Origin of the sequence: Sporolituus thermophilus DSM 23256, from assembly GCF_900102435.1 — a bacterium.
Taxonomy (GTDB): domain Bacteria; phylum Bacillota; class Negativicutes; order Sporomusales; family Thermosinaceae; genus Thermosinus; species Thermosinus thermophilus.
Map to the genome: position 1 here is coordinate 34,768 of NZ_FNBU01000021.1, position 21,954 is coordinate 56,721.

Genomic DNA, 21,954 nt, shown 5'->3' on the forward strand with positions numbered 1-21,954 from the left:
GCTTTTCAGGGTAGGGCGCAAAGGACGCAAAGAGTAAAAAAAACTGCCCCTTCCAGGGCAGCAGCTGAAGAGCAGTGCTACGAGCCGGTGAAGATTTGTCCCGCGTAGAGGAAATAGAAACGCAGCAGCACGACGCCCACCAGGGCAATGGACGAGTTAAACAGAACGGTGCGCAGCCGGTAGACATGGCCATGGAGGGCGGTTATGGCAATGGTGACAGGCAGAATCAGGCCAATGCCAACTACGCCGATCCAGAACACCTTGGCCCATACCCCGACGGTCAGGGCCTCCTTTGCAATGAGGTAATACTGGCCGCCCTGATAGTACATGCCGGTAAACAACAAAAACAGCATGAACAGCTCAAAGGGAATTACCCTGAGGTCGAGCGCCAGCAGGTATTTAAGGTTTTGTTCATCGACCGTGCTGCGAAAGCAGGTCAGACCGACGAGAATATTGGCGGCGATGCCGGCGGATATACCGGATACTAAGAACAGCAGCGGCAAAATGGGCGTGTTGAAGAGCGGTTTGGCCACCAGCGCCGACAGGAGAAAACCGGTATAGGTCGCGACGGCGACGGCCAAGACGCACATAATCCCTTCAATGGAGCGAGTCTGCTCAAGCCATTCTACCAGCGGCAGCAGCGGTTTAAACCAGGGCGCCGACCACCCCTGTTCGCTGAGCGGCTTTTTGAAGATGATAGCGCTAAAGAGCAGGGCCAGCGGCGTATAAATGCTCAGTAAAATAACGCCGATGGACATGACGGAAGTAATCTGGTAGTGCAGCAGCAGCAGGTAGAACGATAAGGGCCTGCCAAGGTCGACGATGAGCAGGGCCAGACCAATAATGATGGTCGGCGGCGCAATCAGCGCGCCGGCTTTAATCAGCCCGTCCCAGGGCGGTGTTTCGTTACCCTCAATCCACTTGACCAGTAAAGCGGTAATAAGCGCCCCGCCGCTCAGGCCGGCCAAAAACAGATAGACGGCGATCGGCCAGCCCCAGGTAATTTCGATGTATTGCGTGATATCGCCCCAGATGATATCCATTATGCCTCACCTCCGCGCCAGTTCGGGATGGTAGTGACTTTCGGCCTGGTACCCAAGTGCTGCTTGGGTTTAACAATGTAGTTTTTGCTCAGCGCCGCCCGCACCTCGCTCTGCGGATCATTGAGGTCGCCGAAAGTGAGCGCGCCGGTCGGACAGACAGCGACACAGGCCGGTTTTTGGCCTTTGGCCGTGCGGTTGGTATAGCAGAAGGTGCATTTATCGGCCGCCCCGGTCTTAGGATTGATAAACCGGGCCTGATAGGGGCAGGCGGTAACGCAATACTTGCAGCCAACGCATTTTTTCTCGTCGACCAAGTTGACGCCGTCCTTATTCGTGTAGGAAGCGCCGGTCGGACAGACGCTGACGCACGGTGCGTTATCGCACATTACGCAAGACTGGCGGTGAAAATCCATGACCAGGTTGGGGAATCGGCCCTTCGGCCCTTCAATCCAGACCTGTAGCCTTGATACGCCGTCGGGAACTTTGTTTTCGGCCCGGCAGGCCACACTACAGGACTGGCAGCCGATGCATTTGTTGCTGTCATAGACTAAGCCGTAACGCTTGTCAGCCACGCTTCACCCCTCCTAAACCTTCTTGATGGTAACGCCGGTGGTTTGCACGGTTGTGCCGCAGACCGGCGCCACGAACGTCGGCAGCAGCATGCCGGCATTAATGCCCTGTTTGTAGGCCCGCTTGAGTCCTGGCGAAAGGCGGCCAAAACCAAAGTAGGTGTAGACCGTATCGGGCCTGATCCCCTCGGAAACAAGGACCTTGCCCTGCTGTTTGCCATAGTCGGACGTGATTTCCACCGTTGCCCCGTCGGTTACGCCTAATTTCTTGGCCGTCTCCGGATGCATCCACAGCCGGTTGGCGCCCATCAGGTTGTAGAGCCACGGCACATTATGGGTGTGGCCGTTGGTGTGAATGGCCGTTTTCCCCTGGATGTAAAAATACTGACCTTCTTTTTTCATTTCCACCGGCCGGTACTCGGGAACGCCGCGGCCAAAGGCCTCAGCCGCTTCATGGGAATAAAGCTCAATCTTTTTGCTCTTTGTCTTCAGATTGGTTAGCGGCTTGTCGATAATCCCCTGGTCATTGACCAGCGCCTGGGCTTCGGGTACCTTTTTGATAAACTCGGCGACCGAACTCTTGTCCCGCAAAAAGATGGGTTTGAAGCCAAATGTGAGCACGCCTTTTTCCTTGGCCGTTTTCACCAGGTCGGCTTTGCCGCCCATCTGGACGAGCCGGATTTCCTCAACGTCCTTGTAGGGGAAATAGGCGCCAAGATCAAGTTTCTGCGCCAGTTCCTGGAAAATCTGCCAGTGCGGCTTGGTATCAAAGACCGGTTTAACTACCTGCTGCCGGAGAGTATAAACCGGTACCGCCCCGTGATAGGCGTTAAAGCCTTCGTCCCGTTCCAGATAGGTGCTCTCGGGCAGCACCACATCGGCATACCAGGCCGTGTCGGTCATGTAGATGTCGCAGACAACCAACAGGTCCAGCTTCTTAATGGCTTCGATGACGCGCTGGGTGTTGGGGATGGTAATAACCGGGTTGTAGCGCAGTACGAACCAACCTTTGATCGGATAGGGCTGTTCGGTGAGAATGGCTTCGGGAACGATCTGGACGGCGCCGTCGCCAGGCGGCACCATATAGTTTGGATGGCCCTTGACTTTCGCCCCGTCGACGCGCGGCTTGCCCGGCGCCGGGAAAGGCGGGATTTTAAACCCGGCCAGGTTGGGAACCACTTCTTTCCCGACCAGACCGTTGATAAACGGCGGGCTCTTGACAAAGAAGGTACCACCCGGCACTTCCAGGTTGCCAAGCAGCATGTTGGCAATGACAATCGCTCGCCGCAGCTCAAATTCCTCGGGCGTAAACTGGGTCCGCCAGCCCCAGTCAATGACGGCGCGCGGCCGGGCGGCGGCCAGTTCCCGCGCCACCCGTTCGATGTCGGCGGCCTTAATCCCCGTCTCCTGCTCCGCCCAGGCGGGAGTATACTTGGCGACCGAAGCCTTAACGGCGTCAAAGCCTTCGGTGTACTTTTCCACAAAATCGCGGTCGTACAAGTTATCACGGATTAGAACATGGTTAATGGCCAGCACGAACGCCAGGTCGGTCCCGGGCTTGATGGCAAACCATTCCTGCGCTTTCGCCGACGTTAGGGAAAAACGCGGGTCGACCGACACCAGTTTGGCCCCCTTGGCCAGGGCGTTCATGACGGCACGGGCCTGGGCGACGTGTAGCCCCTCAAAATAGTTGCGGCCAAGCGATACCAAATATTTGACGTTGCCGTAGTCAATGGCCAGCGCGCTAGTGCCGAACGTCGCTTCAAGCGCGACCGTCCGCGCCAGCGGACAGGTTGATTCATGGGTAAAAATATTCGGCGTACCGTAGGCTCTGGCCAGCGTCACCATATAGGCCATATGGGCGCCGCCGCGGTTGGCAAAGGCCATGGCTTCGGGACCGTACTGCGCTTTGATCGCCTTCATTTTCTCGGCAATGTAGGCATAGGCCTCATCCCAGGAAACTTCTTTCCACTTGCCTTCCCCCCGCGCGCCCGTCCGGATCAGCGGTTTTTGCAGCCGCTGCGGGTCGTACAGCTGGGAAAAACCGGCGCCGCCGCGGGCGCAGACCGTACCACCGGTGGCCGCCCATTCGGGATTGCCGTTAATCAGCACCGTCTTGCCGTCGACGACTTTCGCCTGAATCGGACAGCGGGAAGTGCACATTTCGCAATAGCTGGCCTTGAATTCGGCAGAGCCCTCCAATTGGCTGTCGGCGGCCAAGGACGCCATGCGCGGCAGCGCCGACCCCGCCGCCAACGCTGCTGTGGCCGCGCCGGACAGCTTTAAAAATGTCCTGCGGGAAAACTTTTTCACACCCAACCCCCCTTGTATGGATGTAATAAATAACTATTGTATTGATTTATTAATACAATTTATTAAATGTCTTTCCTAAAAATTCCTGCCCCATTTTCAAAATTTTTGCCAAAAATTATTTACCCTCTTCGCGGCCTTTGCGGTTTTACGCTTTTTAGGGTAGGACTTGGCCAAAATAATTTGGCGGATTAAAAATTAAACCCCCGTGTTACCCTGTAACACGGGAGTCGCATCGTCAGGCCATCTCCTTGGTCGCCGCCGCTTCTTCGCGGACAGGCTCGGCTTTCTTCTCCTCCAGGCCTTTGGTTATGGCGGCGATGGCGCCAAGGTTAAGCGCATCGGCGACGCCGCTCGGCGTCACCACCAAACTGCCTTTTTCCTTTAAGCCCTCGTACAAAATATTCATCGCCCGGAGTTGTAGGGCAATGGGATTATTTTCGTAAACTTTGGCGGCAGCGGCAAAGCGGTGGGCGATCTCGGTTTCGGTCGTGCCGAGAATAATGCGGGCCCGCCGTTCCCGCTCCGCCTGGGCCTCGCGGCTCATGGCCTCCTGCAACGCCTCGGGAATAATCACGTCCCGGATTTCTACCGACTGGACCGTAATTCCCCACGGTTCGGTCCGGCGGTCGATGACTTCCTGCAAAATCTTATCCAGGTTTTCCCGCTCGGAAAGGAGCTCGGACAGCATCGTCCGCCCCACGACGTCACGCAGCGCCGTCTGGGCCGTCCAAGCCACCGCCTCACGGTAGTTTTCCACCTCGAGGGCGGCCTTTTCCGGGTCCCACACCACCCAAAACAAAATGGCATCAACATTTACCGGTACGGTGTCTTTCGTCAGCGTTTGTTCGGCCAAAAAAGGGGTAGCGACAATCCGCTGGTCAATCCAATAGGCAACGGTATCGATGAACGGAATAAGCCAGAAATGGCCCGGCCCCTTCAACCCCTTGTACTTGCCAAGCCGCAGCACCACGGCTTTTTCCCATTCGGCCGCCACCCTGACCGACATGCTGAGAAGCGTGCCGGCAATGATGACGGCAGCCGCCAGCCACAGTTTATCAAAATAGGCATATAACGCGATACCGGCCGCGCAGGACAACATAAAAACGTTGAATGGAAACCAACTCGGACGGTGACACGGTCCAATCTGCGGCTGCTGCATAGTGAGCGGGGGATTGGCATTGCCAAGATTTTGCTTTTTCGCCATCATTACACCTCTTTTCTAGTCAGTAGGGTGCTCTGCCGGACGGCATTATCCAATACCGCCTGTACATCGGCGGCGGAAAACCCGAGCGCCGCCGCCTCCTCTAGCAGCCGAACCACCTTCGCCTCCAGCTGGGCCAGCTTGGCGTAATCAATATCGGTGGGCATCGTGACAAAGGTGCCACGGCCCTGCTGGCTGGAAATGACGCCTTCGCGCTCCAGCTCGGTGTAGGCCCGACTGACCGTGTTGGCGTTGATTTTGAGCTGGACGGCCAGTTGCCGCACCGTCGGCAGCTGTGCCCCCTGCGGGTAAGCGCCTGTCCGGATCGCGTTCTGAATGGCCTCTTTAATCTGCACATAGATCGGAATTCCGCTGGTGTAGTCAATCTTGATGGGCAGCATCCGGCCTCCCTCCCCCGTCATATTTTTCGGTTCGCCGCGGAAAAATCCTGCAAAAAAAAACAGCGGCCACAGGCCGCATCGAATTATTAATACCGTTTGCGCTTACACGAAGACGGAATGCCCAGCTCTTCCCGGTATTTGGCCACCGTGCGCCGCGACACGGCGATACCGCGGCGGTTCAAAAGATCGGTCAGCGCTTGGTCGCTCAGCGGGCGCGCCGGATCTTCCTGGGCCACCAGTTCCCTGATTTCCCGTTTGACCTGGGCAGCGGCAACATCTTCGCCGCCCGATCCCTGCACGCCGGCGGAGAAAAAGGCCCGCAGCGCAAGCAGCCCGTGCGGCGTAGCGGCATATTTATTGGCCGTAGCCCGGCTGACGGTCGATTCATGAATGCCCAGGCGTTCGGCGACCCTTTTCATCGTCAGTGGCCGCAAAAACTTCGGGCCATGGTCGAAAAAGTCGCGTTGCAGGTCAACAATGGCTTCAACAACGTTATACAGCGTCCGGCGGCGCTGCTCAATGCTGCGCATTAGCCACAGCGCGGCATTGATGCGCCCCTCGACAAACCGCCGCGCGTCACTGTCGGCTTCCCGCATCAGACGGCGGTAATAGGGATTGATGGTCAGGCGCGGCACGACCGAGTCATTGATGAGAATTACATACCGGCCGCCCACCCGTTCAACCGTCACGTCCGGGAGGATATAGGCCGACTGGCTGCCCTGGCCAAAGCCCCGGCCCGGCTTGGGATCAAGCGTCCGAATAACGTCGACTGCCCGCTGGACATCCTGGGTTGTACAGCCCAATTTGTCGGCAATACAGCGCAGACGCCCGGCGGCTATGTCTGCCAAATGGCCGTCGATCACGGCCCGAACGATCGGGTCGTTCAGGCCGCGCTGGCGCACCTGGATGGAGAGGCATTCCCGGAGGTCGCGGGCGCCTACGCCGGGCGGGTCAAAGGTTTGAATCAGCGTCAGCACCTCTTCCACCAACGCCGCCGGCATGGCCAGCGCCGCCGCCGCTTCTTCCACCGACACCCGCAAGTATCCGTTGTCATCGATACAGCCGATAAGATATTCCCCGGCCCGGCGGGCGCTCGCATTCAAGGTGGCCAAATGCAGCTGAAATTCAAGGTGTTCATGAAGCGGCACCGCGGACGCACCGTAGAACTCGGCTGACGATTTTTCCTCCTCCGCCGGGGCAAAGCCGGTATCAATCCCTTCGTCAAGATACTTTACCCACTCCAGATAATCACTGGCCAAGTCGGGGCCGCCAGCCTCAATGGGCTGTTCGGTTTCCGCCTCGCCCAGCCTATTGTCTTCCACCTCGAGGACAGGGTTTTCTAAAAGCTCGGCTTCGATCATTTCAACAAGTTCGAGGGACGACAGCTGCAAAATGGCTATGGCTTGGCGCAGTTGCGGCGTCATGACCAGTTTTTGCGACAGCTCCTGCCTGAGGCCATAGTCCATGCGCATAACCGTTGAACCTCCTTCTCTTACTTCACCCTATGCCAAAGTTAGCATAAATATGATCGCACCCGTAAAACCGCTGCTTTTTATGTCAGCAAATGCGGGGCAGCTGATCGCCGACCAGCATATCGAGCAGGCGCATGCCGCCTATCGCGGTACGCAGCCCCACCTGCCCGGCGGGCTGCGCCGTTACCCGGCCGATGACCCGCGCCTCCCGCCCATAGGGGTGAGCGTTCATAATATTCAGTACCTGCTCTGTAAAAACTTGTTCGACAAAGACAAGCATTTTCCCTTCGTTGGCGAGGTATAACGGATCAAATCCCAGAATTTCACAGACGGCTTGTACCGCCGGGCGGACGGGGATGGCCGTTTCATCCAGGAAAATGCCCACCTGGGCCTGACTGGCAATTTCATTGAGGGTCGTGGCTATACCGCCGCGGGTAGGGTCACGCAGTACCGCCACCCCGTCGGGCACGGCGGTGAGAATGGCTTTGACCAGTCCGGCCAGCGGCGCACAGTCGCTGGTCACACTTGCCGGCAGCGTCAGCCCGTGGCGCTCGCTCATGATGGCAATGGCATGGTCGCCAATCGGACCGCTGAGAATAATATCCTGGCCGGGCCGGACGCGCCTGGGCGAAATGTCCACGCCGTCAAGCAGCACGCCCACGCCGGCCGTATTGATATATAAGCCGTCCACCGCCCCTTTCTCCACTACTTTCGTATCGCCGGTGACGATCGCCACCCCGGCTTCGTCGGCGGCGCGGCGCATGGAGACCACAATGCGCCGCAGATCGTCGATAGCAAAGCCTTCTTCAATGATAAAGCCGGCGCTGAGATAGAGCGGTACGGCGCCGGTCATCGCCAAGTCGTTGACGGTGCCGCATACCGCCAGTTTGCCGATGTCGCCGCCGGCGAAAAACAGCGGCTTTACCACGTACGAATCGGTTGTAAACGCCAGGCGGGCGCCGCCGGCGGTCACCTTCGCCCCGTCGTGCATTTCCGCCAGCGCGGCGTTGGCAAAAGCCGGCAGCATGACCTCCCGCACCAAATCATGGCTGAGCTTGCCGCCGCTGCCATGGGCCAGTTGTATCCGTTCGCTCAAAACTGCCACCTCCCGGCACCGTATTTATACCAGGCCGCGCAGGCGCCCTCCACCGACACCATGCACGCGCCTACCGGATGATCGCTCGTGCAGGCCCGGCCAAAGAGCGGGCAGGCCGGCGGCTTGATTACGCCCCGCAGTACTTCGCCGCAGCGGCAGCCCGCCGCCTCACGGGTCGGCTCCACGTCGACGCCGAGGACGTACCGGGCGTCAAAGCGGGCATACTCTTCCCGCACACCCAGACCCGACGCCGGAATGACACCAATACCGCGCCAGGCGGCATCTACTTCGCCGTATACCTTGGCCAGCGCTGCCTGTGCCGCCGGATTGCCCTCGGGCCGGACAACGCGGGCATACTGGTTTTCCAGCCGCGCCACGCCGGCGCGAATCTGTTTGACCAGCATATATACCGCCTGCAGAATGTCGAGAGCTTCAAAGCCGGCCACCACGGCCGGCGTGCCACACTCTTCGGCCAAAAAGCGGAAAGGCGCCAGGCCGGTAACGGTGCAGACATGCCCGGGAAGCAGCAAACCGTCCACCCGAACACCCGCACCGCCGGCGGTTAGCAGGGCCCGGAGCGCCGGCGGCACCAGTTTATGTGAAGTAAGCACGAAAAAGTTATCAATACCGGCCTGCTCGGCCGCCAAAATGGCGGCGGCGGTCGTCGGCGCCGTCGTCTCAAACCCCACCGCCAGAAAGATAACCCGCTTATCCGGATGGGCCCGGGCGATGGCGAGGCTGTCGAGGGGCGAATAGACGATGCGGATATCGGCGCCCCGCGCCTTTTCCTGCATCAGGCTGGATGACGAGCCCGGCACGCGCAGCATATCGCCGAAGGTGGCAATAATGACGCCGCTTTGGCGGCTGTAGGCAATGGCGGTGTCCAGATAGTCATTTGGCGTCACACATACCGGACAGCCAGGACCGCTGACCAGCTCAACCTGCTCCGGCAAAAGCTGGCGGATGCCGGCTTTAAAGATGGCCACCGTATGGGTGCCGCACACTTCCATCAGCCGGAGCGGGCGGTCGGCCAGCCGGGCAATTTCGGCGGTATAATAGTCAGCCAGCTGGCGCACCCGGTCAGCCGTTAAATTCTTCATACTTTTCCAGCTCCTTAAACAGTTCCAGCGTCCGCCGCGCTTCTTCCGCGTCAATCGTCTGGATGGCAAAGCCGGCGTGAATAAGTACATAGTCGCCTACCTGCGCCTCCGGCAGCAGCATGAGACTGACCTGGCGGGTGACGCCGCTGACGGAAACGGTGGCCAGCATATCCTGGCGGGAAAGTATCACGGCAGGTACGGCCAAGCACATCGGTTTATCTGCTCCTTTCTCCGGCAATGACAGCCTGTCCCAGGGCCAGCCCGCCGTCATTGGGCGGCACCTGGCAATGAAGCAGGACTGTAAGTCCTTGTTGCTCTAACATTCCGACGATTTGCTCCAAGAGCGTAATGTTCTGGAAAACGCCGCCGCTGAGGGCGACCGTGCGAATCCCAGTAGCCCGGCTGATGCGGCCCACCATGTCGACCGTCGCCGCCGCCACCGTGGCGTGGAAGGCCGCGGCCAGGTCGGCGACACTGGCCCCGCGGGCGAGCCGCTCGGTCAGGGCCGCAAACGCGGGATAAAAATCAAGCACGGCCGGCGCTCTATCTTTAATCTCATAAGGCAGCGGCACCGCCGTCCGGCCGGCCGCAGCCAGTTCGAGCTCGACCGCCGCTTGCCCTTCATAATTAATCCGGCCACGGATGCCAAGAAGCGCCGCCGCGGCGTCAAACAGCCGACCGGCCCCGGACGACAGCGGCGCGTTCAGCCCCTTCTCCGCCGCCTGCACCACGAGCTCCCACTCCGGCGGCAGCGTGCGGACGAAAGGAATATTAAGGCCGGCGGCGTCCCGGCCGTAGAGCTTATAAAGCACCCAGGCCGCCAGGCGCCAGGGCTCCTTGATGGCCTTGGCGCCGCCGGGCAGCGGCATATAACGGCAGTGGGCAACGCGGACATAGTCGCGGCAATCGGCAACCAAAAACTCGCCGCCCCACAGGTGGCCGTCCGGGCCGTAGCCGGTGCCGTCAAACGCCACGCCAATCACTTTTTCATAACGGCCGTGTTCGGCCAGCACGGCGGCGATATGGGCATGGTGATGCTGGACGCCGATTTTCGGTTCCGGCCGGGATAGGGCATATTTCGTGGACAAATATTCGGGATGCAGATCATAGGCCACCACGGCGGGCCGGACGTCAAACAAACGCTGGTAATGGGCAATGGCGTCGGTGTAGGCCGCGAAAGTGGCCATGTTCTCCAAATCGCCGATATGGGCGCTCATGAAGGCCAGCTTGTCCCGGGTCAGACAAAAGGTATTCTTCAGCTCGCCGCCGCAGGCCAGCACCGGTACCTGTGGCCGGGCCAGCGCCAGCGGCGACGGCACATAGCCGCGGCTGCGGCGGAGAAAATAAGGCCGGCCGCGGACAATGCGCGCCACCGAATCATCGGCCCGGCGATAAATAGGGCGATTGTGAACAAGAAAATAATCGGCAATGCTGGCCAGGCGCTCCCGTGCGTCGGCATCGTCGTAAGCAATCGGCTCGTCGCTCGTATTGCCGCTCGTCATCACCCAAACGTCGCTCGCGCCGAGCAGCAGCCAGTGCACCGGCGCGTACGGCAGCATCACCCCGAGATAAGGGTTGCCGGGAGCGACGCTTTCCGCCAGGTCATAGCCTTCGCTTTTGGCTAAGAGGACAATCGGCCGGGCAAGGCCGGTTAAGAGTTCCTCCTCGGCCGGCGTAAGGCGGCAGCGCCGGCGCACGGCCGCCAGGCTGCCGCACATGACGGCAAAAGGCTTGTCCTCGCGGATCTTGCGCTCCCGTAAGGCTCGCACCGCCGTCTCGCTCTTGGCATCGCAGGCCAGGTGGTAGCCGCCGATGCCCTTGATGGCGACAATATGTCCGTCGGCGACCAGTGCCCGCACGGCGTCAAACACGTCGCCGGCCACCTCCTGTCCGGTCCGGTCAACCAGGCGGTAAGCGGGACCGCAGACCGGGCAGGCGTTGGGCTGGGCGTGAAAACGGCGGTGGGCTGGGTCGTCATATTCGGCCTGACAGGCCGGACACATGATAAACGACGCCATGGTCGTCATGGCCCGGTCATAGGGTACGTCCTTGATAATGGTATAGCGGGGCCCGCAGTTGGTGCAGTTGATGAAGGCATAGCGGTAGCGCCGGTCGGCCGGATCGAGCAGTTCCCGCTGACAGTCGGCGCAGGTGGCCACATCGGGCGACACCAAGGCGGTGCGTACCGGCGCGCCCTCGCTGTGACGGATGACAAACTCCTGCTCGCCGGTAGCCGGGCGGCGCTCAACGGTCACCGTCGCGAGGCGGGCGAGCGGCGGCGCTTCCTGCCGGAGGGCGGTGAGAAACGCGGCCAGACCGGCGCTATCCCCCTCCACTTCTATTTCCACGCCGGCGGCGTCGTTAAGCACCCACCCCGCCAGACCGTGGCGGCGGGCCAGGTTATAAACAAAGGGGCGGAATCCCACCCCTTGGACAATGCCGGTGACTTTGACATTGAAGCGCTCCATGGCTACTCCTTTTGGGAACCACGGAGGACGCGGAGGGATAATCTTTTTAGTTTAGCGCGATGAATATCGCGCCTCTGTGTTCTCCGTGGTTAAAATATTTTTCATGCTTTGTGGTGCCGATTTCTCGGCATGAATATCTTTGTGTTTTTATTTTAAATATTCCACAATTATGCGTCATTCCCCTGCCGGGCCAGAGACAATTTTGCCTGAATCATCAAGGCGCACTCGAGCCGCTTCTTTTGCAGGGCGCAGCCCAGCTCATAGGGCTGATTGATATCGCCGTGGAACAAATGGGCGTTGGCATGGCAGCCGCCGCTGCAGTAAAACCGCGCCCAACACCGGCGGCAGGCTTCTTTGTTCAGGACATGGGCCTGGCGAAACAGCTGCGGCAGAGCGGTATTTTTCACGCCCTCAAAAACGGTGCCAAGGCAAAACTCATCCCGGCCGACAAACTGGTGGCAGGGATAGAGCTCACCGGTCGGCGTCACGGCAAAATACTCGTGACCGGCGCCGCAGCCGCTGAGCCGCTTGGCCACACAGGGGCCGTTATTGATGTCCAGGTTAAAGTGGAAAAAGTCGAAGCCCTGCCCGGCAAGCTTGCGTTCGAGGTACGCGGCGGCCAAAAGTTCGTACTGGTGGAATAGCTCGGGTAAATGTTCCTCCCTGAGGGCATAGTCGCTGTCTTTGCCTACCACCGGCTCAACCGACAACTGGCTAAAGCCCAAATCGGCCATGGCCAGTACGTCGGCGGCAAAGTCGATATTATGCGCCGTAAAAGTGCCGCGCACATAATAGTTTTGGTCATTGCGGGACGCCACGGCTCTTTTAATATTGGCCACTACTTCGTCATAACTGCCGCCGCCCAGAGCGTCCGGCCGCATCCGGTCATGAACCTCGCGCCGGCCGTCGAGGCTGAGCACCAGACTAATATTATGCTCATTCAAATAGTTAATGATGTCGTCGTCAAGGAGAACGGCGTTAGTGGTCAGGGTGAGCTTAAAAATTTTGCCGGTCGCGGCGGCGCGGCGGCGCACATAATCTACCGTATGGCGGACAACGTCCATATTAAGCAGCGGTTCGCCGCCGAAAAAGTCGATTTCACAGTGGCGGCGCGGCCCACTGCTCTCGATAAGAAAATCGACGGCCCGCTCGGCCACTTCTTTAGTCATCAACCCGCGGTCATGGCCGAAATCGCCGGTGCCGGCAAAGCAATACCGGCAGCGCAGGTTGCAGTCATGAGCCACATGCAGACACAGCGATTTGACGATAGGCTTGTCACTGAACGTAGGCGGTACGGTCAGTTCGGGGCTAAACAGCAGCCCCTGGTCAATAAGCTCGTGCAGTTCGGCTAGCGCCTCTTTAACCGCTTCTTCGCCGTAAACGCCGGCTAAGGTCGCCAGGACGGCCGCGTCGTTGGCACCGTCGAAAATATCCAAAACGTCATAGACCAGCTTGTCGATGACATGGACGGCGCCGCTGTTGACATCAAGCAGCAGATACATACCGTTTATATGAAATTTATGAATACCAGACTCGCGCATTAACTTCACCTTTCTTACTAAAAATCAAGCCCCTTGCCCCCCACAGGGGCAAGGGGCCGACGGCCTACTTCTGGCAGACCTGGTTGCCAACGGTGCAGGACGTCTTGCAGGCCGACTGGCAGGAAGTCTGACATTCCCCGCAGCCGCCGGTATGTACCGTCTTTTGCAGGGAAGCTGTATTTACAGTAAGGATATGCTTCGCCATAAGTGAATCCCTCCTTGCCGCCAATATATGAATGGGGAAGCAAAATTATACTTTTATATTTTAGCCCGTTTGCGGCCGGGAATCAATACCAGCGGCGCAGATTTTGGGCGGTATTTATGTTCGGTCAAACTCACTGCCAGATAGGCTGTGATTTTGGGGAAAACTAAGCACAGGAGGTGATAATAATGGCCAACAAAAATACCGGGTACAACGCGAATAACCCCGAACCGCCCGGCTTAAAAGATTCGGCGAAAAACCGGCGCGACGAGAAGGGTGCGCTCCATGCGGCAGTCGAGTATATTGAGCGAAAATAAGAACCTGTTGCTGCTATACCGCCCCACGACTGGCGCAAAAAAGTTTAAAGGAGGTTGCCGGATGGACAAACGGCAAAAGCCCATTTCCCCAGATAAAGTTACCGATAAGTTTAGCGACAACGCCGGCGACAATAGCTTAACCCGGTATGAGATCAACCGGTCGATTGTTTCCGCCGACGTAGCCAACGAACACTCTTATGTCAAGGCTTTAAATCAAGGGCTAAAAGAATTGGAAGATTAGTGAAAAACCGTAAAACCAGCCCCGCACGCTAAGCCGTGCGGGGCTGGTTTTATAACGTAATGTACTGTGGCCCGCCAATTATAGCCGGCGACGTGCCGCGTTACTCCTGCTGCGGCAGAATAACGATTTTCACCGGCAGGTTGGAGGCACCGGGAGGACTGAAGGTGAGCCACAACGACTGACCGACGTCAAACGTGCCGATCGGGGCGAAGTCATTTAGTTTATCAGCACCGAACGCTACCTGACCGGACGGGGTCGGCAGCGGCTCAGCGGTTTCATGCCGGTACTTTACCGATAGCGCGCCGGCATATACGCCGCCGCGCGGATTAAGGAAATAGTCCGCTTTCCCCACACCGGCTGACGGGAGAAACAGTTTGTAGACGACGCCGTAGTTACCGTAGTTGAGCACCTTGCTGCCGTCGGTAGCGTCGATGCCCTCCACATAGCGGTCTACCTCATTATCGGCCAGGGTAAGCGCTACCGGGCCGTGTTCGTCGGGATTGTAGACTTTATGCGGGATGAGCAGGCGGTTGGCCCCGTCGAAAGTACCACGCAGCCGGTACTCATCAGGCGGGAGCACCTTCGCCTGGGCGACAAACTTCTTCGCATCGGCGTGGACCGGCAGCATCATCACTTTGACGGTTACCGGCCGGTCGGTCTTAAAATCATAAATGCCGTTAACAAGCATATTCGGCTCGACTACCGCACTATCCAGTTCGGCAATCAGCTGCCGGCGGTCTTTGGCCGGCACTTCCACCAGATAAATATCACTCTTGCCAAAGTAGCGGAGCTGAGCCGTCTTGCCTACCGCCAGATAGTCATGGCCCGGGCCGCCCAGACCGTACTGATAAACGGTAACCTGCGCCGGCTCACTGTCGTCGTTCTCTAAGAGGACGACGATTTTTTTCGGCGCCGTCGTCCCGTTAACATGATGGAAAAACAGCCGCACGTCACCGACTACTTTGTCCTGATAGAGAATACCGTCGGCCGTCACCGTCTCCGGGCTGTCGGATAAGAGCAGCTTGCCGCCGTAATGGTTAGACGACACCGTCCACTCCGGCAGTTTAAGAATATCAAGGCTGTCGGGGCGCTGCCCGGCGGCCGCCGGCGCGGCCACACTCAGGCCAAGCAGGATGCCCAGCAGTCCTTTGCACAACCATTTACGCACTATGTACCCTCCTTTGGTTCCAACATACCCTCATTATACCAAGATCGACGTATTATGTAAAATTGCAGAAAAATCCACTAAAAACTTCCGTCTTGACCGACGTATTTTCTTGTCCCCGCTGGCTTCAGGGGCTAAAGTGGGGTATATTAATTAAAGCGGAATCAATTATGTGACTGCAAGGAGCCATGTATGCTGAACAACAAACACGTCGTCCTCATCCGGCTAAGTTCCATCGGCGATGTTCTGCACTGCACGCCGGTGGCCAGAGCCCTAAAAAAGGCCTACCCCGACTGCCACCTGACCTGGGTGGTCGGCGAAGGCCCCGCTGACGTACTCGTCGCCAATCCGTACATCGATGAATTATATGTCTGGCCCCGCGAGCGCTGGGAGCGTAGCTTTCGGGCCGGCAACTTTCGTGAAGCCCGCCGCCTGTGGCGCCACTTGGCCGAAGATTTGGGCTGCCGTCCTTTCGACGTGGCCCTCGACGTGCACGGCCTGTTCTTAAGCGGGCTGGTGGCCCGCGCTACGGGCGCGCCGCGCCGCATCGGCCTGGGCGGCGCCCGGGAGTTCAATTGGCTGTTTATGACCGAACAGGCGCCAAAATCGGCCGATGATGTCCATGTGATTCAGCAGTATTTAAGCATCCTGCGGCCACTGGGCATAAGGGCCGCTGACTATAATATGACCCTGGGCCTGACCGGTGAGGCCGTCGCCTTTGCCGACCGCTTCCTGGCCACGCACGGCGTCGGCCCTGATGAGGTGCTGGTAGCCATCAACCCTGTTACTACCTGGCCGGCCAAGAACTGGCCCCCGGCCGGTTTCGCCGCCGTAGCGGCGGCATTGGCCGCTGACTGCCGTATTCTGCTGACCGGCGGCCCCCGCGACAAAGAAATTACCGCCTATATCGCTAAGCAGTCCGGCGCAGCGTGCATCGACGCCGCCGGCGGCACCACGCTGCTTGAGCTGGCGGCCCTGCTGGCCCGCTGCCGGGTCGTACTCACCGGCGACACCGGGCCGCTCCATATGGCCGTCGCCCTCGGCGTCCCGACCGTCAGCATTTTTGGCCCTACCGACCCGCGCAAGTATGGGCCGCTGCCCCCTGGTCACATCATCCTTCAGGGCGAGGCCGGCTGCGCCCCCTGCCATAAAAAAGCATGCCGCCACCAGGATGTACGCTGCCTGCGCTCCGTCACCCCAGAAGCGGCGATAGCGGCCGTACGGCAGCAACTGGCTGCATACTCGAAACTGCAACCGCTGTCTTCTGAAAAATATTAAAACCGCAAAAGTCGCTAAGGACGCAAAGGGGTACCGGGCGCGACATCCGTCGCGCTGGAATTTTATAATAAAACCACGAAGGGCGCAAAGAACGCAAAGGGCTACGTGCGCGATACTTATCGCGCGAGATAGTTTATAAACTTACTTTCCATGCTTTGTAGTGCTAATTTATTGACATGAACATCTCCGCGCTTGAATTCCCCTACCTCATACCTCATACCTCATACCTCATACTTCATACCTACAAACGATTGACGTAACTTTCGCCTATATCCCCAGCTTGGCATAGATATGCGCCCGCAGCAGGCGCAGCTTAAATTCCCACAAACCATACCGTGGCCGGGGAATATTAACCCTTTTCAGGCGGTAAGCGTTGTCCCCCTGAAAATTAAGACCGGCAATGCCGGAGCAGGCGCCGCGATAACCCGCTTCCTGCAGGAGGGGGAATAGCGCAGGATCAAATTTGCCGTAGGGGTAGGCGAGAAATTCCACCGGCGTTCCCAGGTGGCGCTCTAACATCTGCTTGGACAGGCCAATTTCCCGCTGCCGTTCCGGCAGGGTAAGGGCAGTCAGCGCCGCATGACTTAAAGTATGAGAACCGATTTCGACATGGCGCCGCTGCATATCCTTGATTTCCTCCCAGGTTAAATAGCCGCTGCGGCCCACCTGGCCGGCGATGACGAAGACGGTGGCTTTGAAATTGTATTTCTCGAGAATCGGCAGGGCGACAGTATAATTGTCGCGGTACCCGTCGTCAAACGTTATTACAATGGGTTTGGCCGGCAGCGCCCGCTTGCCGGCCAAACCGTCCAGCAGCTCGGCCAGCGAGATGGCGGTATAGCCTTCCCTGGCCAAATAGCGCATCTGCTCTTCAAACGCGGCCGGATCAACGCTGTATACTTCCGGGGCCGGATCCACCATGTGGTAAGCCAAAATTGGCACCCCGCCCGCCGGCGCCAGCAGCCAAAAGAGAAAGCCGCCCCCACAAATTAAGGCGACGGCAAGCAGTTTCTTTGCTTTCGTCACTCTGTCCCTCCCCTTAGCTTCAGGGCAATCTGCTCCAGCTTGCGCAAGCGGTGGTTCATGCCCGATTTACTTACCCGCCCGTCCAGCGCATCGACCAGCTCCTGGAGCGTGGCCTCCCGGTAGGCCAGACGCGCCTCCGCCGCCTCCCTAAGTGACGGCGGCAGCTTGTCCAGGCCGATTGTCCGGGCAATGAACTCGATGTTTTCCACCTGCCGCAAAGCGGCGTTGACCGTCTTCTGCAGGTTGGCCGTCTCGCAGTTGACCAGGCGGTTGACCTTGTTGCGCATGTCTTTGACCACCCGCACGTTCTCAAAAGCCATCAGGGCGGAGTGGGCGCCGATGATGCGCAAAAAGGAAGTGATGGCCTCACCGTCCTTAAGATATACGATAAAATCGCCTTTACGGTCGGTCAGGCGTCCCGGCAGGCCGAACGACTTTAAGAGCCGCACCAGCGTCTTGGCGAAATCAAAATTGCCGGTGACAAGTTCCAAATGATAGTCGCCTTCCGGCCGATTAACCGAGCCGCCGCCTAAAAAAGCGCCGCGCAGGTAGGCCCGCCGGCAGCAGGCTTTGCGCAGCATGCCGCTGTCACGGCCGACGTTAATACTGTCGCCTTTCATGATGCCGAGCGCGGCTAACAGCTCGGCGACAACCGGGGAAGGCAGCACCTTGATATGATAAGCGTTGTTCTTTTTCAGCCGGCGGCCGCGGGTGACCACGACCTCGGTTTTGAGACTGAACCCCCGTTTGATCAGGGCGAGGACTTTGCGGGCCACGGCCGCATTTTCCGTAGTGAAATTGATGCCAAGGCTCTTGTTGCCGCCAATGGACACGGCGCCGCCCATCCGCATCAGCGCCGCCAATTCGGCCAGGTGGCAGCACTGATTGTCGCCGGCGACGCGGGCCAGTTCGTTTTTTACTTCCGCGGAAAAAGACAAAGGTGAATCAACTCCGTCAGTCTTTAATCTCCTTGATGTTTTCGGCGATGAGATAATAGTCGAGCAGCTTCATCCGCTCGGAAGTGTTTTTTAGTTTGTAGACCAGGTCGACGATGGTACGGGACAGCTTGACCGGGTCATGGCGCACCAGGTTTGTTTCGCTGATGAGGTTAGCGCCAATCACCTTAACGCCCATGGCCTCGATGGCCTCGATGTCGGCCAAAACGGGATAGGCGCCCTGGCGGGCGTAAGTATTCTGAAGGCTTTCCGCGACTTCCTGCACATTGACGACAACGTAGTCAATGACGCCCGGCCCTACATGGTCAAAAATCGCCTGCACATGCCGCGACGCCGTGTAGCCGTCCGTTTCGCCCGGCTGGGTCATGACATTGCAAATATAGATTTTGACCGCTTCACTCTGGCGCAAGGCATCGGCAATGCCCTGCACCAGCAGATTGGGCATAACGCTGGTATACAGGCTGCCCGGCCCGAGGATGCAGACATCGGCGTCCCGGATGGCCTCCAGCGCCGCTTCCACCGGCTGTGCGTCGTGCGGCCTGATGCTAATCTGCTTGATGGTCTTTTTGGCAAGGGGAATTTGCGATTCGCCTTCCACCAGGGTGCCGTCGGTCATTTCGGCCACCAGGCGGATGGTCGTGGTGGAAGCAGGCAGCACCTGCCCCCGTACTTTAAGGACTTTGCTGGACTCTTTAAGCGCCAGTTCCACATCGCCCAATACCTCGGTCATGGCGGCGAGAAAAAGATTGCCGAAGCTGTGGCCGGCCAAGTCGCCGGCGCCGCCGAACCGGTGCTGAAAGAGCTTCTCCATCAGCGGCTCGGTGTCGGCCAAGGCGACCAGACAGTTGCGCAGGTCGCCAGGCGGGATAATGCCCAAATCTTCCCGGATGCGTCCGGACGAACCGCCGTCGTCGGCCACCGTAACGATGGCCGTCACATTGCTGGTCACCGATTTAATGCCCCGCAGCAAAACCGACAGGCCGGTACCGCCGCCAATGACGACAACCGACGGGCCGCGGTTAAGTTTGCGCTTTTGAAAAATGATCTCCACCAGCCGCTCCGACCCTTCCGGCACCAGCACACTGATTACCGAGCGGATAATTTGCCTGGTAGCAAAGGTCATGGTTGCCAGGCCGAGAGCGATGACGCCGATACCGGCGACGGTGGTGGCGGTGTAATAATATTTACCGGTAGCGCGGTAAACAAATTTAAACAACGCTTCCTCCACGGCGCCGGCAAACTTATAGTTGAAGACAATCGCCAAGCCCAGGCTGGCGGCGATGGCGCCCAGGGAAAACAATAGCAGCCAGCGCTTGAGCTTCATGCCCGGATACAGCCATTTTAAAAAATGCACGGTTACCACCCCTTGCAGCTAACATCAGCCTCAACAGGGTTCAACGATATTATGCTTGATATCCCGGTGTTCCACATTAACCTTATACCCCTTGTTGCGCAGCCCTTCATAGATCTTGTTGGCGACAAAGACGGAACGGTGCAGTCCGCCCGTGCAGCCGACGGCGATGATCAGTTGGCTCTTGCCCTCTTTGATATAATTGGGAACCAGAAAGTCGACCAGGCCGCCCAGCTTTTCCATAAACTGCTGGGTAATCGGCCATTTCCAGATGTATTCGCCCACTTCCGGCGTCTCGCCGCTCTTTTTCCGCAGCGACTCCACGTAAAACGGATTGGGCAAAAAGCGCACGTCGAAAACCATATCGGCATCAAGGGGAATGCCGTATTTAAAACCGAACGATACTACCGTGATGGTCATGCGTTCAAATTCGCGCTCGCCGGCGAACAGGTCGGCGATTTTATCTTTAAGCTGGGCCGTCGACAAGTCAGAAGTATCGATAATATGGGTGGCGCGGCCCCGGATATGTTCCAGCCGGTCGCGCTCGCGGCTGATGCCTTCGCTGATGCGGCCATGGGGGGCCATGGGGTGGCGCCGCCGCGTTTCCTTGTACCGCCGGATGAGGGTCTCATCGGCCGCTTCCAGGAACAGGATTTCGTAAAAAAACCCTTGCTTCTCCATGTCTTCCAATACTTGCACAAGGGTGTCAAAAAATTCGCCGCCCCGGATGTCGACTACCAGGGCGATTTTGCGCACGCGCCCCGCCGATTGGGCGCACAGTTCGGCAAATTTAGGTATCAGGGCCGGCGGCAGGTTATCGACGCAAAAGTAGCCCAGGTCTTCCATGGCACGGGCCACCTGGCTTTTGCCGGCGCCTGACATACCGGTAATAATTACGAGACGTAAATCTTCCATGCTGTCACCTCAGAGGCTGTGCCGCCGGTTGGTGCGGCGGCGTAAATGGGCATAAATCCGCTCGAGCGAAGTATTAAGCACCATTTCCGGCCCGATGCCCTCGGCGGCGAGCAGCGCGGTCGCAGCGCCGAAATCGCCTACCGACCAGGCAAAATGGCTGTCGCTGCCGACAATGAGCTTGGCACCATAAGTTTTGGCGAGACCGGCAATCGTGTGGCAGTGCGGCGCACTGCCCCGCCGGGATACGGTCAGGGAACTGTTGTTGATTTCCAGCGCTACGTCATAGTGGACGGCCGCTTTGACCACCGCTTCCGGGTCCACTTGATATTCCGGATTACCGGGGTGGACGATGACGTCGACCCAGGGATTTTTCATGGCATTAATCATCATGGTTGTATTTTCTTCTACCGTGCCGTACGGGGCGCAGTGGGTATGCAGGCCGGCCAGCACGATGTCCATCTTGGCCAGGCGCCCCTCGTCAAGGTCGAGCCGGCCGTCCCGGTCCATAACATTGGCCTCAATCCCTTTCAGTATTCTTACCCCGAACAGCTCGGCGGGAATGACGACTTGGTTGCTGAAGTGATACGGGTGCGGGCCGCCCGGCATACCCGGCCCGTGGTCGGTAAGAGCAATCATCGCAAGTTTCCGGTCGGCAGCGGCGCGGGCAATTTCGAGCACCGTGCTGTAGGCGTGACCGCTGGCCACGGTATGAACATGCAGGTCGGCAACAAATTGCATGTTCCAGCCCCCTTTATTCCTGCTTATTATAATCGCTTATAACCGCGAAATCCACCAAGAACACAAAATTTGAACCACAGCGAGCGCGGCGCGGCAATCCCGTCGCGCTAAATATCCGCTTTCGCTGCGTCTTCCGCGGTTCACCAACTTCACTTATCATTTTCCCTCAATACATTACATTATATGGCAAAACGGGAAAAAAAGCAAAAACCCTTGTCCTCGGCGATAGTGTCAAGACATTGTAGGATTTTTTAGAAGACATACCATCACGGATGAGTTAACATAATATTAAGCATAGGCAAGCGAAAGCTCCCGCAAGACCTTATATAAGAAGTTTTTCGGCCCCTTTAATACAGGAATATTGTCATGTGTTTCACAGGTTGCTTTTGTTTTCTTTTGCCGTTCAACTTCTACAGTTTCTGCCGGGCTTGTTGTCATTATCTCAATTTTGTAATTTGTACGTTGTTGTCTTAGATATTCCTCGGCTACTGACTGACCATTTGCCTGACATACGCGTATGTATGCCATATGCTTGGCGCCTTCTCGGCTCCACCCCATCGG

At 58.2% G+C, this 21,954-nt stretch carries 21 protein-coding genes and 1 pseudogene; 3 read left to right on the forward strand and 19 right to left on the reverse strand.

Annotated elements, in window-relative coordinates; genetic code table 11:
* Window positions 1-77: 77 nt before the first annotated feature.
* The 12 genes from nrfD to scfA form a co-directional block, all read right to left on the reverse strand.
* Window positions 78-1,043 carry an NrfD/PsrC family molybdoenzyme membrane anchor subunit gene (gene nrfD / locus BLQ99_RS11625; RefSeq protein WP_093691178.1) on the reverse strand — a complete coding sequence of 322 codons (966 nt, stop codon included), beginning with the start codon at window positions 1,041-1,043 and terminating at the stop codon, window positions 78-80.
* Window positions 1,043-1,615 carry a 4Fe-4S dicluster domain-containing protein gene (locus tag BLQ99_RS11630; RefSeq protein WP_093691180.1) on the reverse strand — a complete coding sequence of 191 codons (573 nt, stop codon included), beginning with the start codon at window positions 1,613-1,615 and terminating at the stop codon, window positions 1,043-1,045. Before BLQ99_RS11630 ends, nrfD begins: the two co-directional genes overlap by 1 nt.
* Window positions 1,616-1,627: 12 nt before the next feature.
* Window positions 1,628-3,925: a thiosulfate reductase PhsA gene (gene phsA / locus BLQ99_RS11635; protein ID WP_171904666.1), complete on the reverse strand. Its 2,298-nt coding sequence runs from the start codon at window positions 3,923-3,925 to the stop codon at window positions 1,628-1,630.
* Between the two features lie 235 nt (window positions 3,926-4,160).
* A complete protein-coding gene (locus tag BLQ99_RS11640) occupies window positions 4,161-5,129 on the reverse strand; it encodes an SPFH domain-containing protein (protein ID WP_093691184.1) in 969 nt (322 codons plus the stop codon).
* A 2-nt stretch (window positions 5,130-5,131) separates the two neighbouring features.
* On the reverse strand, window positions 5,132-5,548 hold the full coding sequence (locus BLQ99_RS11645; protein ID WP_093691186.1) for a GntR family transcriptional regulator: 417 nt from the start codon (window positions 5,546-5,548) through the stop codon (window positions 5,132-5,134).
* Between the two features lie 65 nt (window positions 5,549-5,613).
* On the reverse strand, window positions 5,614-6,999 hold the full coding sequence (rpoN, locus tag BLQ99_RS11650) for an RNA polymerase factor sigma-54 (RefSeq protein ID WP_093691188.1): 1,386 nt from the start codon (window positions 6,997-6,999) through the stop codon (window positions 5,614-5,616).
* A gap of 85 nt (window positions 7,000-7,084) precedes the next feature.
* Window positions 7,085-8,095, reverse strand: coding sequence for a hydrogenase expression/formation protein HypE (gene hypE, locus BLQ99_RS11655; protein WP_245690458.1), 1,011 nt, complete (start codon window positions 8,093-8,095; stop codon window positions 7,085-7,087).
* Window positions 8,092-9,195, reverse strand: a complete 1,104-nt coding sequence (hypD, locus tag BLQ99_RS11660; protein WP_093691192.1) for a hydrogenase formation protein HypD — start codon at window positions 9,193-9,195, stop codon at window positions 8,092-8,094. The genes hypE and hypD overlap by 4 nt, the downstream gene beginning before the upstream one ends.
* Window positions 9,176-9,406, reverse strand: coding sequence for a HypC/HybG/HupF family hydrogenase formation chaperone (locus tag BLQ99_RS11665; RefSeq protein WP_093691194.1), 231 nt, complete (start codon window positions 9,404-9,406; stop codon window positions 9,176-9,178). The genes hypD and BLQ99_RS11665 overlap by 20 nt, the downstream gene beginning before the upstream one ends.
* A 4-nt stretch (window positions 9,407-9,410) precedes the next feature.
* Window positions 9,411-11,663, reverse strand: a complete 2,253-nt coding sequence (gene hypF, locus BLQ99_RS11670) for a carbamoyltransferase HypF (protein ID WP_093691196.1) — start codon at window positions 11,661-11,663, stop codon at window positions 9,411-9,413.
* A gap of 167 nt (window positions 11,664-11,830) precedes the next feature.
* Window positions 11,831-13,204 carry a thioether cross-link-forming SCIFF peptide maturase gene (gene scfB, locus BLQ99_RS11675; protein WP_093691198.1) on the reverse strand — a complete coding sequence of 458 codons (1,374 nt, stop codon included), beginning with the start codon at window positions 13,202-13,204 and terminating at the stop codon, window positions 11,831-11,833.
* 64 nt (window positions 13,205-13,268) lie between these two features.
* The gene (scfA, locus tag BLQ99_RS11680) at window positions 13,269-13,409 is read right to left on the reverse strand and encodes a six-cysteine ranthipeptide SCIFF (protein ID WP_071934032.1); all 141 of its coding nucleotides are present in this window, start codon (window positions 13,407-13,409) and stop codon (window positions 13,269-13,271) included.
* Window positions 13,410-13,594: 185 nt separating this feature from the next.
* Here scfA and BLQ99_RS15320 point away from each other — a divergent pair, with 185 nt between their 5' ends.
* Window positions 13,595-13,723 carry a hypothetical protein gene (locus BLQ99_RS15320; protein WP_281240891.1) on the forward strand — a complete coding sequence of 43 codons (129 nt, stop codon included), beginning with the start codon at window positions 13,595-13,597 and terminating at the stop codon, window positions 13,721-13,723.
* A 61-nt stretch (window positions 13,724-13,784) separates the two neighbouring features.
* On the forward strand, window positions 13,785-13,964 hold the full coding sequence (locus BLQ99_RS11685) for a hypothetical protein (RefSeq protein WP_093691200.1): 180 nt from the start codon (window positions 13,785-13,787) through the stop codon (window positions 13,962-13,964).
* Window positions 13,965-14,064: 100 nt separating this feature from the next.
* Here the strand turns inward: BLQ99_RS11685 and BLQ99_RS11690 are convergent, their stop codons facing one another.
* On the reverse strand, window positions 14,065-15,132 hold the full coding sequence (locus BLQ99_RS11690) for a copper amine oxidase (protein WP_093691202.1): 1,068 nt from the start codon (window positions 15,130-15,132) through the stop codon (window positions 14,065-14,067).
* A gap of 189 nt (window positions 15,133-15,321) precedes the next feature.
* Here BLQ99_RS11690 and BLQ99_RS11695 point away from each other — a divergent pair, with 189 nt between their 5' ends.
* Entirely contained in the window at window positions 15,322-16,407 is a 1,086-nt protein-coding gene (locus tag BLQ99_RS11695) for a glycosyltransferase family 9 protein (protein WP_093691204.1), read from the forward strand.
* Window positions 16,408-16,674: 267 nt separating this feature from the next.
* Here BLQ99_RS11695 and BLQ99_RS11700 read toward each other — a convergent pair whose 3' ends face one another.
* The 6 genes and pseudogenes from BLQ99_RS11700 to BLQ99_RS11725 all read right to left on the reverse strand — a co-directional run.
* Window positions 16,675-17,433: a polysaccharide deacetylase family protein gene (locus BLQ99_RS11700; protein WP_093691206.1), complete on the reverse strand. Its 759-nt coding sequence runs from the start codon at window positions 17,431-17,433 to the stop codon at window positions 16,675-16,677.
* The gene (whiA, locus tag BLQ99_RS11705) at window positions 17,430-18,371 is read right to left on the reverse strand and encodes a DNA-binding protein WhiA (protein ID WP_093691208.1); all 942 of its coding nucleotides are present in this window, start codon (window positions 18,369-18,371) and stop codon (window positions 17,430-17,432) included. Before whiA ends, BLQ99_RS11700 begins: the two co-directional genes overlap by 4 nt.
* 16 nt (window positions 18,372-18,387) lie before the next feature.
* The gene (locus BLQ99_RS11710) at window positions 18,388-19,743 is read right to left on the reverse strand and encodes a gluconeogenesis factor YvcK family protein (protein WP_093691210.1); all 1,356 of its coding nucleotides are present in this window, start codon (window positions 19,741-19,743) and stop codon (window positions 18,388-18,390) included.
* Window positions 19,744-19,773: 30 nt separating this feature from the next.
* Window positions 19,774-20,655, reverse strand: coding sequence for an RNase adapter RapZ (gene rapZ, locus BLQ99_RS11715; RefSeq protein ID WP_093691212.1), 882 nt, complete (start codon window positions 20,653-20,655; stop codon window positions 19,774-19,776).
* Window positions 20,656-20,664: 9 nt separating this feature from the next.
* Window positions 20,665-21,393 carry a phosphatase gene (locus BLQ99_RS11720; RefSeq protein WP_093691214.1) on the reverse strand — a complete coding sequence of 243 codons (729 nt, stop codon included), beginning with the start codon at window positions 21,391-21,393 and terminating at the stop codon, window positions 20,665-20,667.
* Window positions 21,394-21,681: 288 nt separating this feature from the next.
* Window positions 21,682-21,954 (reverse strand): annotated as a pseudogene (locus tag BLQ99_RS11725) (ISLre2 family transposase); the annotation flags it as partial.

Excerpts from the sequence above, each read along its gene's own strand:
- nrfD (WP_093691178.1), bottom strand. The coding sequence starts at position 1,043 with ATGGATATCATCTGGGGCGATATCACGCAATACATCGAAATTACCTGG.
- BLQ99_RS11640 (WP_093691184.1), bottom strand. The coding sequence starts at position 5,129 with ATGGCGAAAAAGCAAAATCTTGGCAATGCCAATCCCCCGCTCACTATG.
- BLQ99_RS11645 (WP_093691186.1), bottom strand. The coding sequence starts at position 5,548 with ATGACGGGGGAGGGAGGCCGGATGCTGCCCATCAAGATTGACTACACC.
- rpoN (WP_093691188.1), bottom strand. The coding sequence starts at position 6,999 with ATGCGCATGGACTATGGCCTCAGGCAGGAGCTGTCGCAAAAACTGGTC.
- hypD (WP_093691192.1), bottom strand. The coding sequence starts at position 9,195 with ATGAAGAATTTAACGGCTGACCGGGTGCGCCAGCTGGCTGACTATTAT.
- BLQ99_RS11665 (WP_093691194.1), bottom strand. The coding sequence starts at position 9,406 with ATGTGCTTGGCCGTACCTGCCGTGATACTTTCCCGCCAGGATATGCTG.
- hypF (WP_093691196.1), bottom strand. The coding sequence starts at position 11,663 with ATGGAGCGCTTCAATGTCAAAGTCACCGGCATTGTCCAAGGGGTGGGA.
- scfB (WP_093691198.1), bottom strand. The coding sequence starts at position 13,204 with ATGCGCGAGTCTGGTATTCATAAATTTCATATAAACGGTATGTATCTG.
- scfA (WP_071934032.1), bottom strand. The coding sequence starts at position 13,409 with ATGGCGAAGCATATCCTTACTGTAAATACAGCTTCCCTGCAAAAGACG.
- BLQ99_RS15320 (WP_281240891.1), top strand. The coding sequence starts at position 13,595 with ATGGCCAACAAAAATACCGGGTACAACGCGAATAACCCCGAACCGCCC.
- BLQ99_RS11685 (WP_093691200.1), top strand. The coding sequence starts at position 13,785 with ATGGACAAACGGCAAAAGCCCATTTCCCCAGATAAAGTTACCGATAAG.
- BLQ99_RS11695 (WP_093691204.1), top strand. The coding sequence starts at position 15,322 with ATGCTGAACAACAAACACGTCGTCCTCATCCGGCTAAGTTCCATCGGC.
- rapZ (WP_093691212.1), bottom strand. The coding sequence starts at position 20,655 with ATGGAAGATTTACGTCTCGTAATTATTACCGGTATGTCAGGCGCCGGC.
- BLQ99_RS11720 (WP_093691214.1), bottom strand. The coding sequence starts at position 21,393 with ATGCAATTTGTTGCCGACCTGCATGTTCATACCGTGGCCAGCGGTCAC.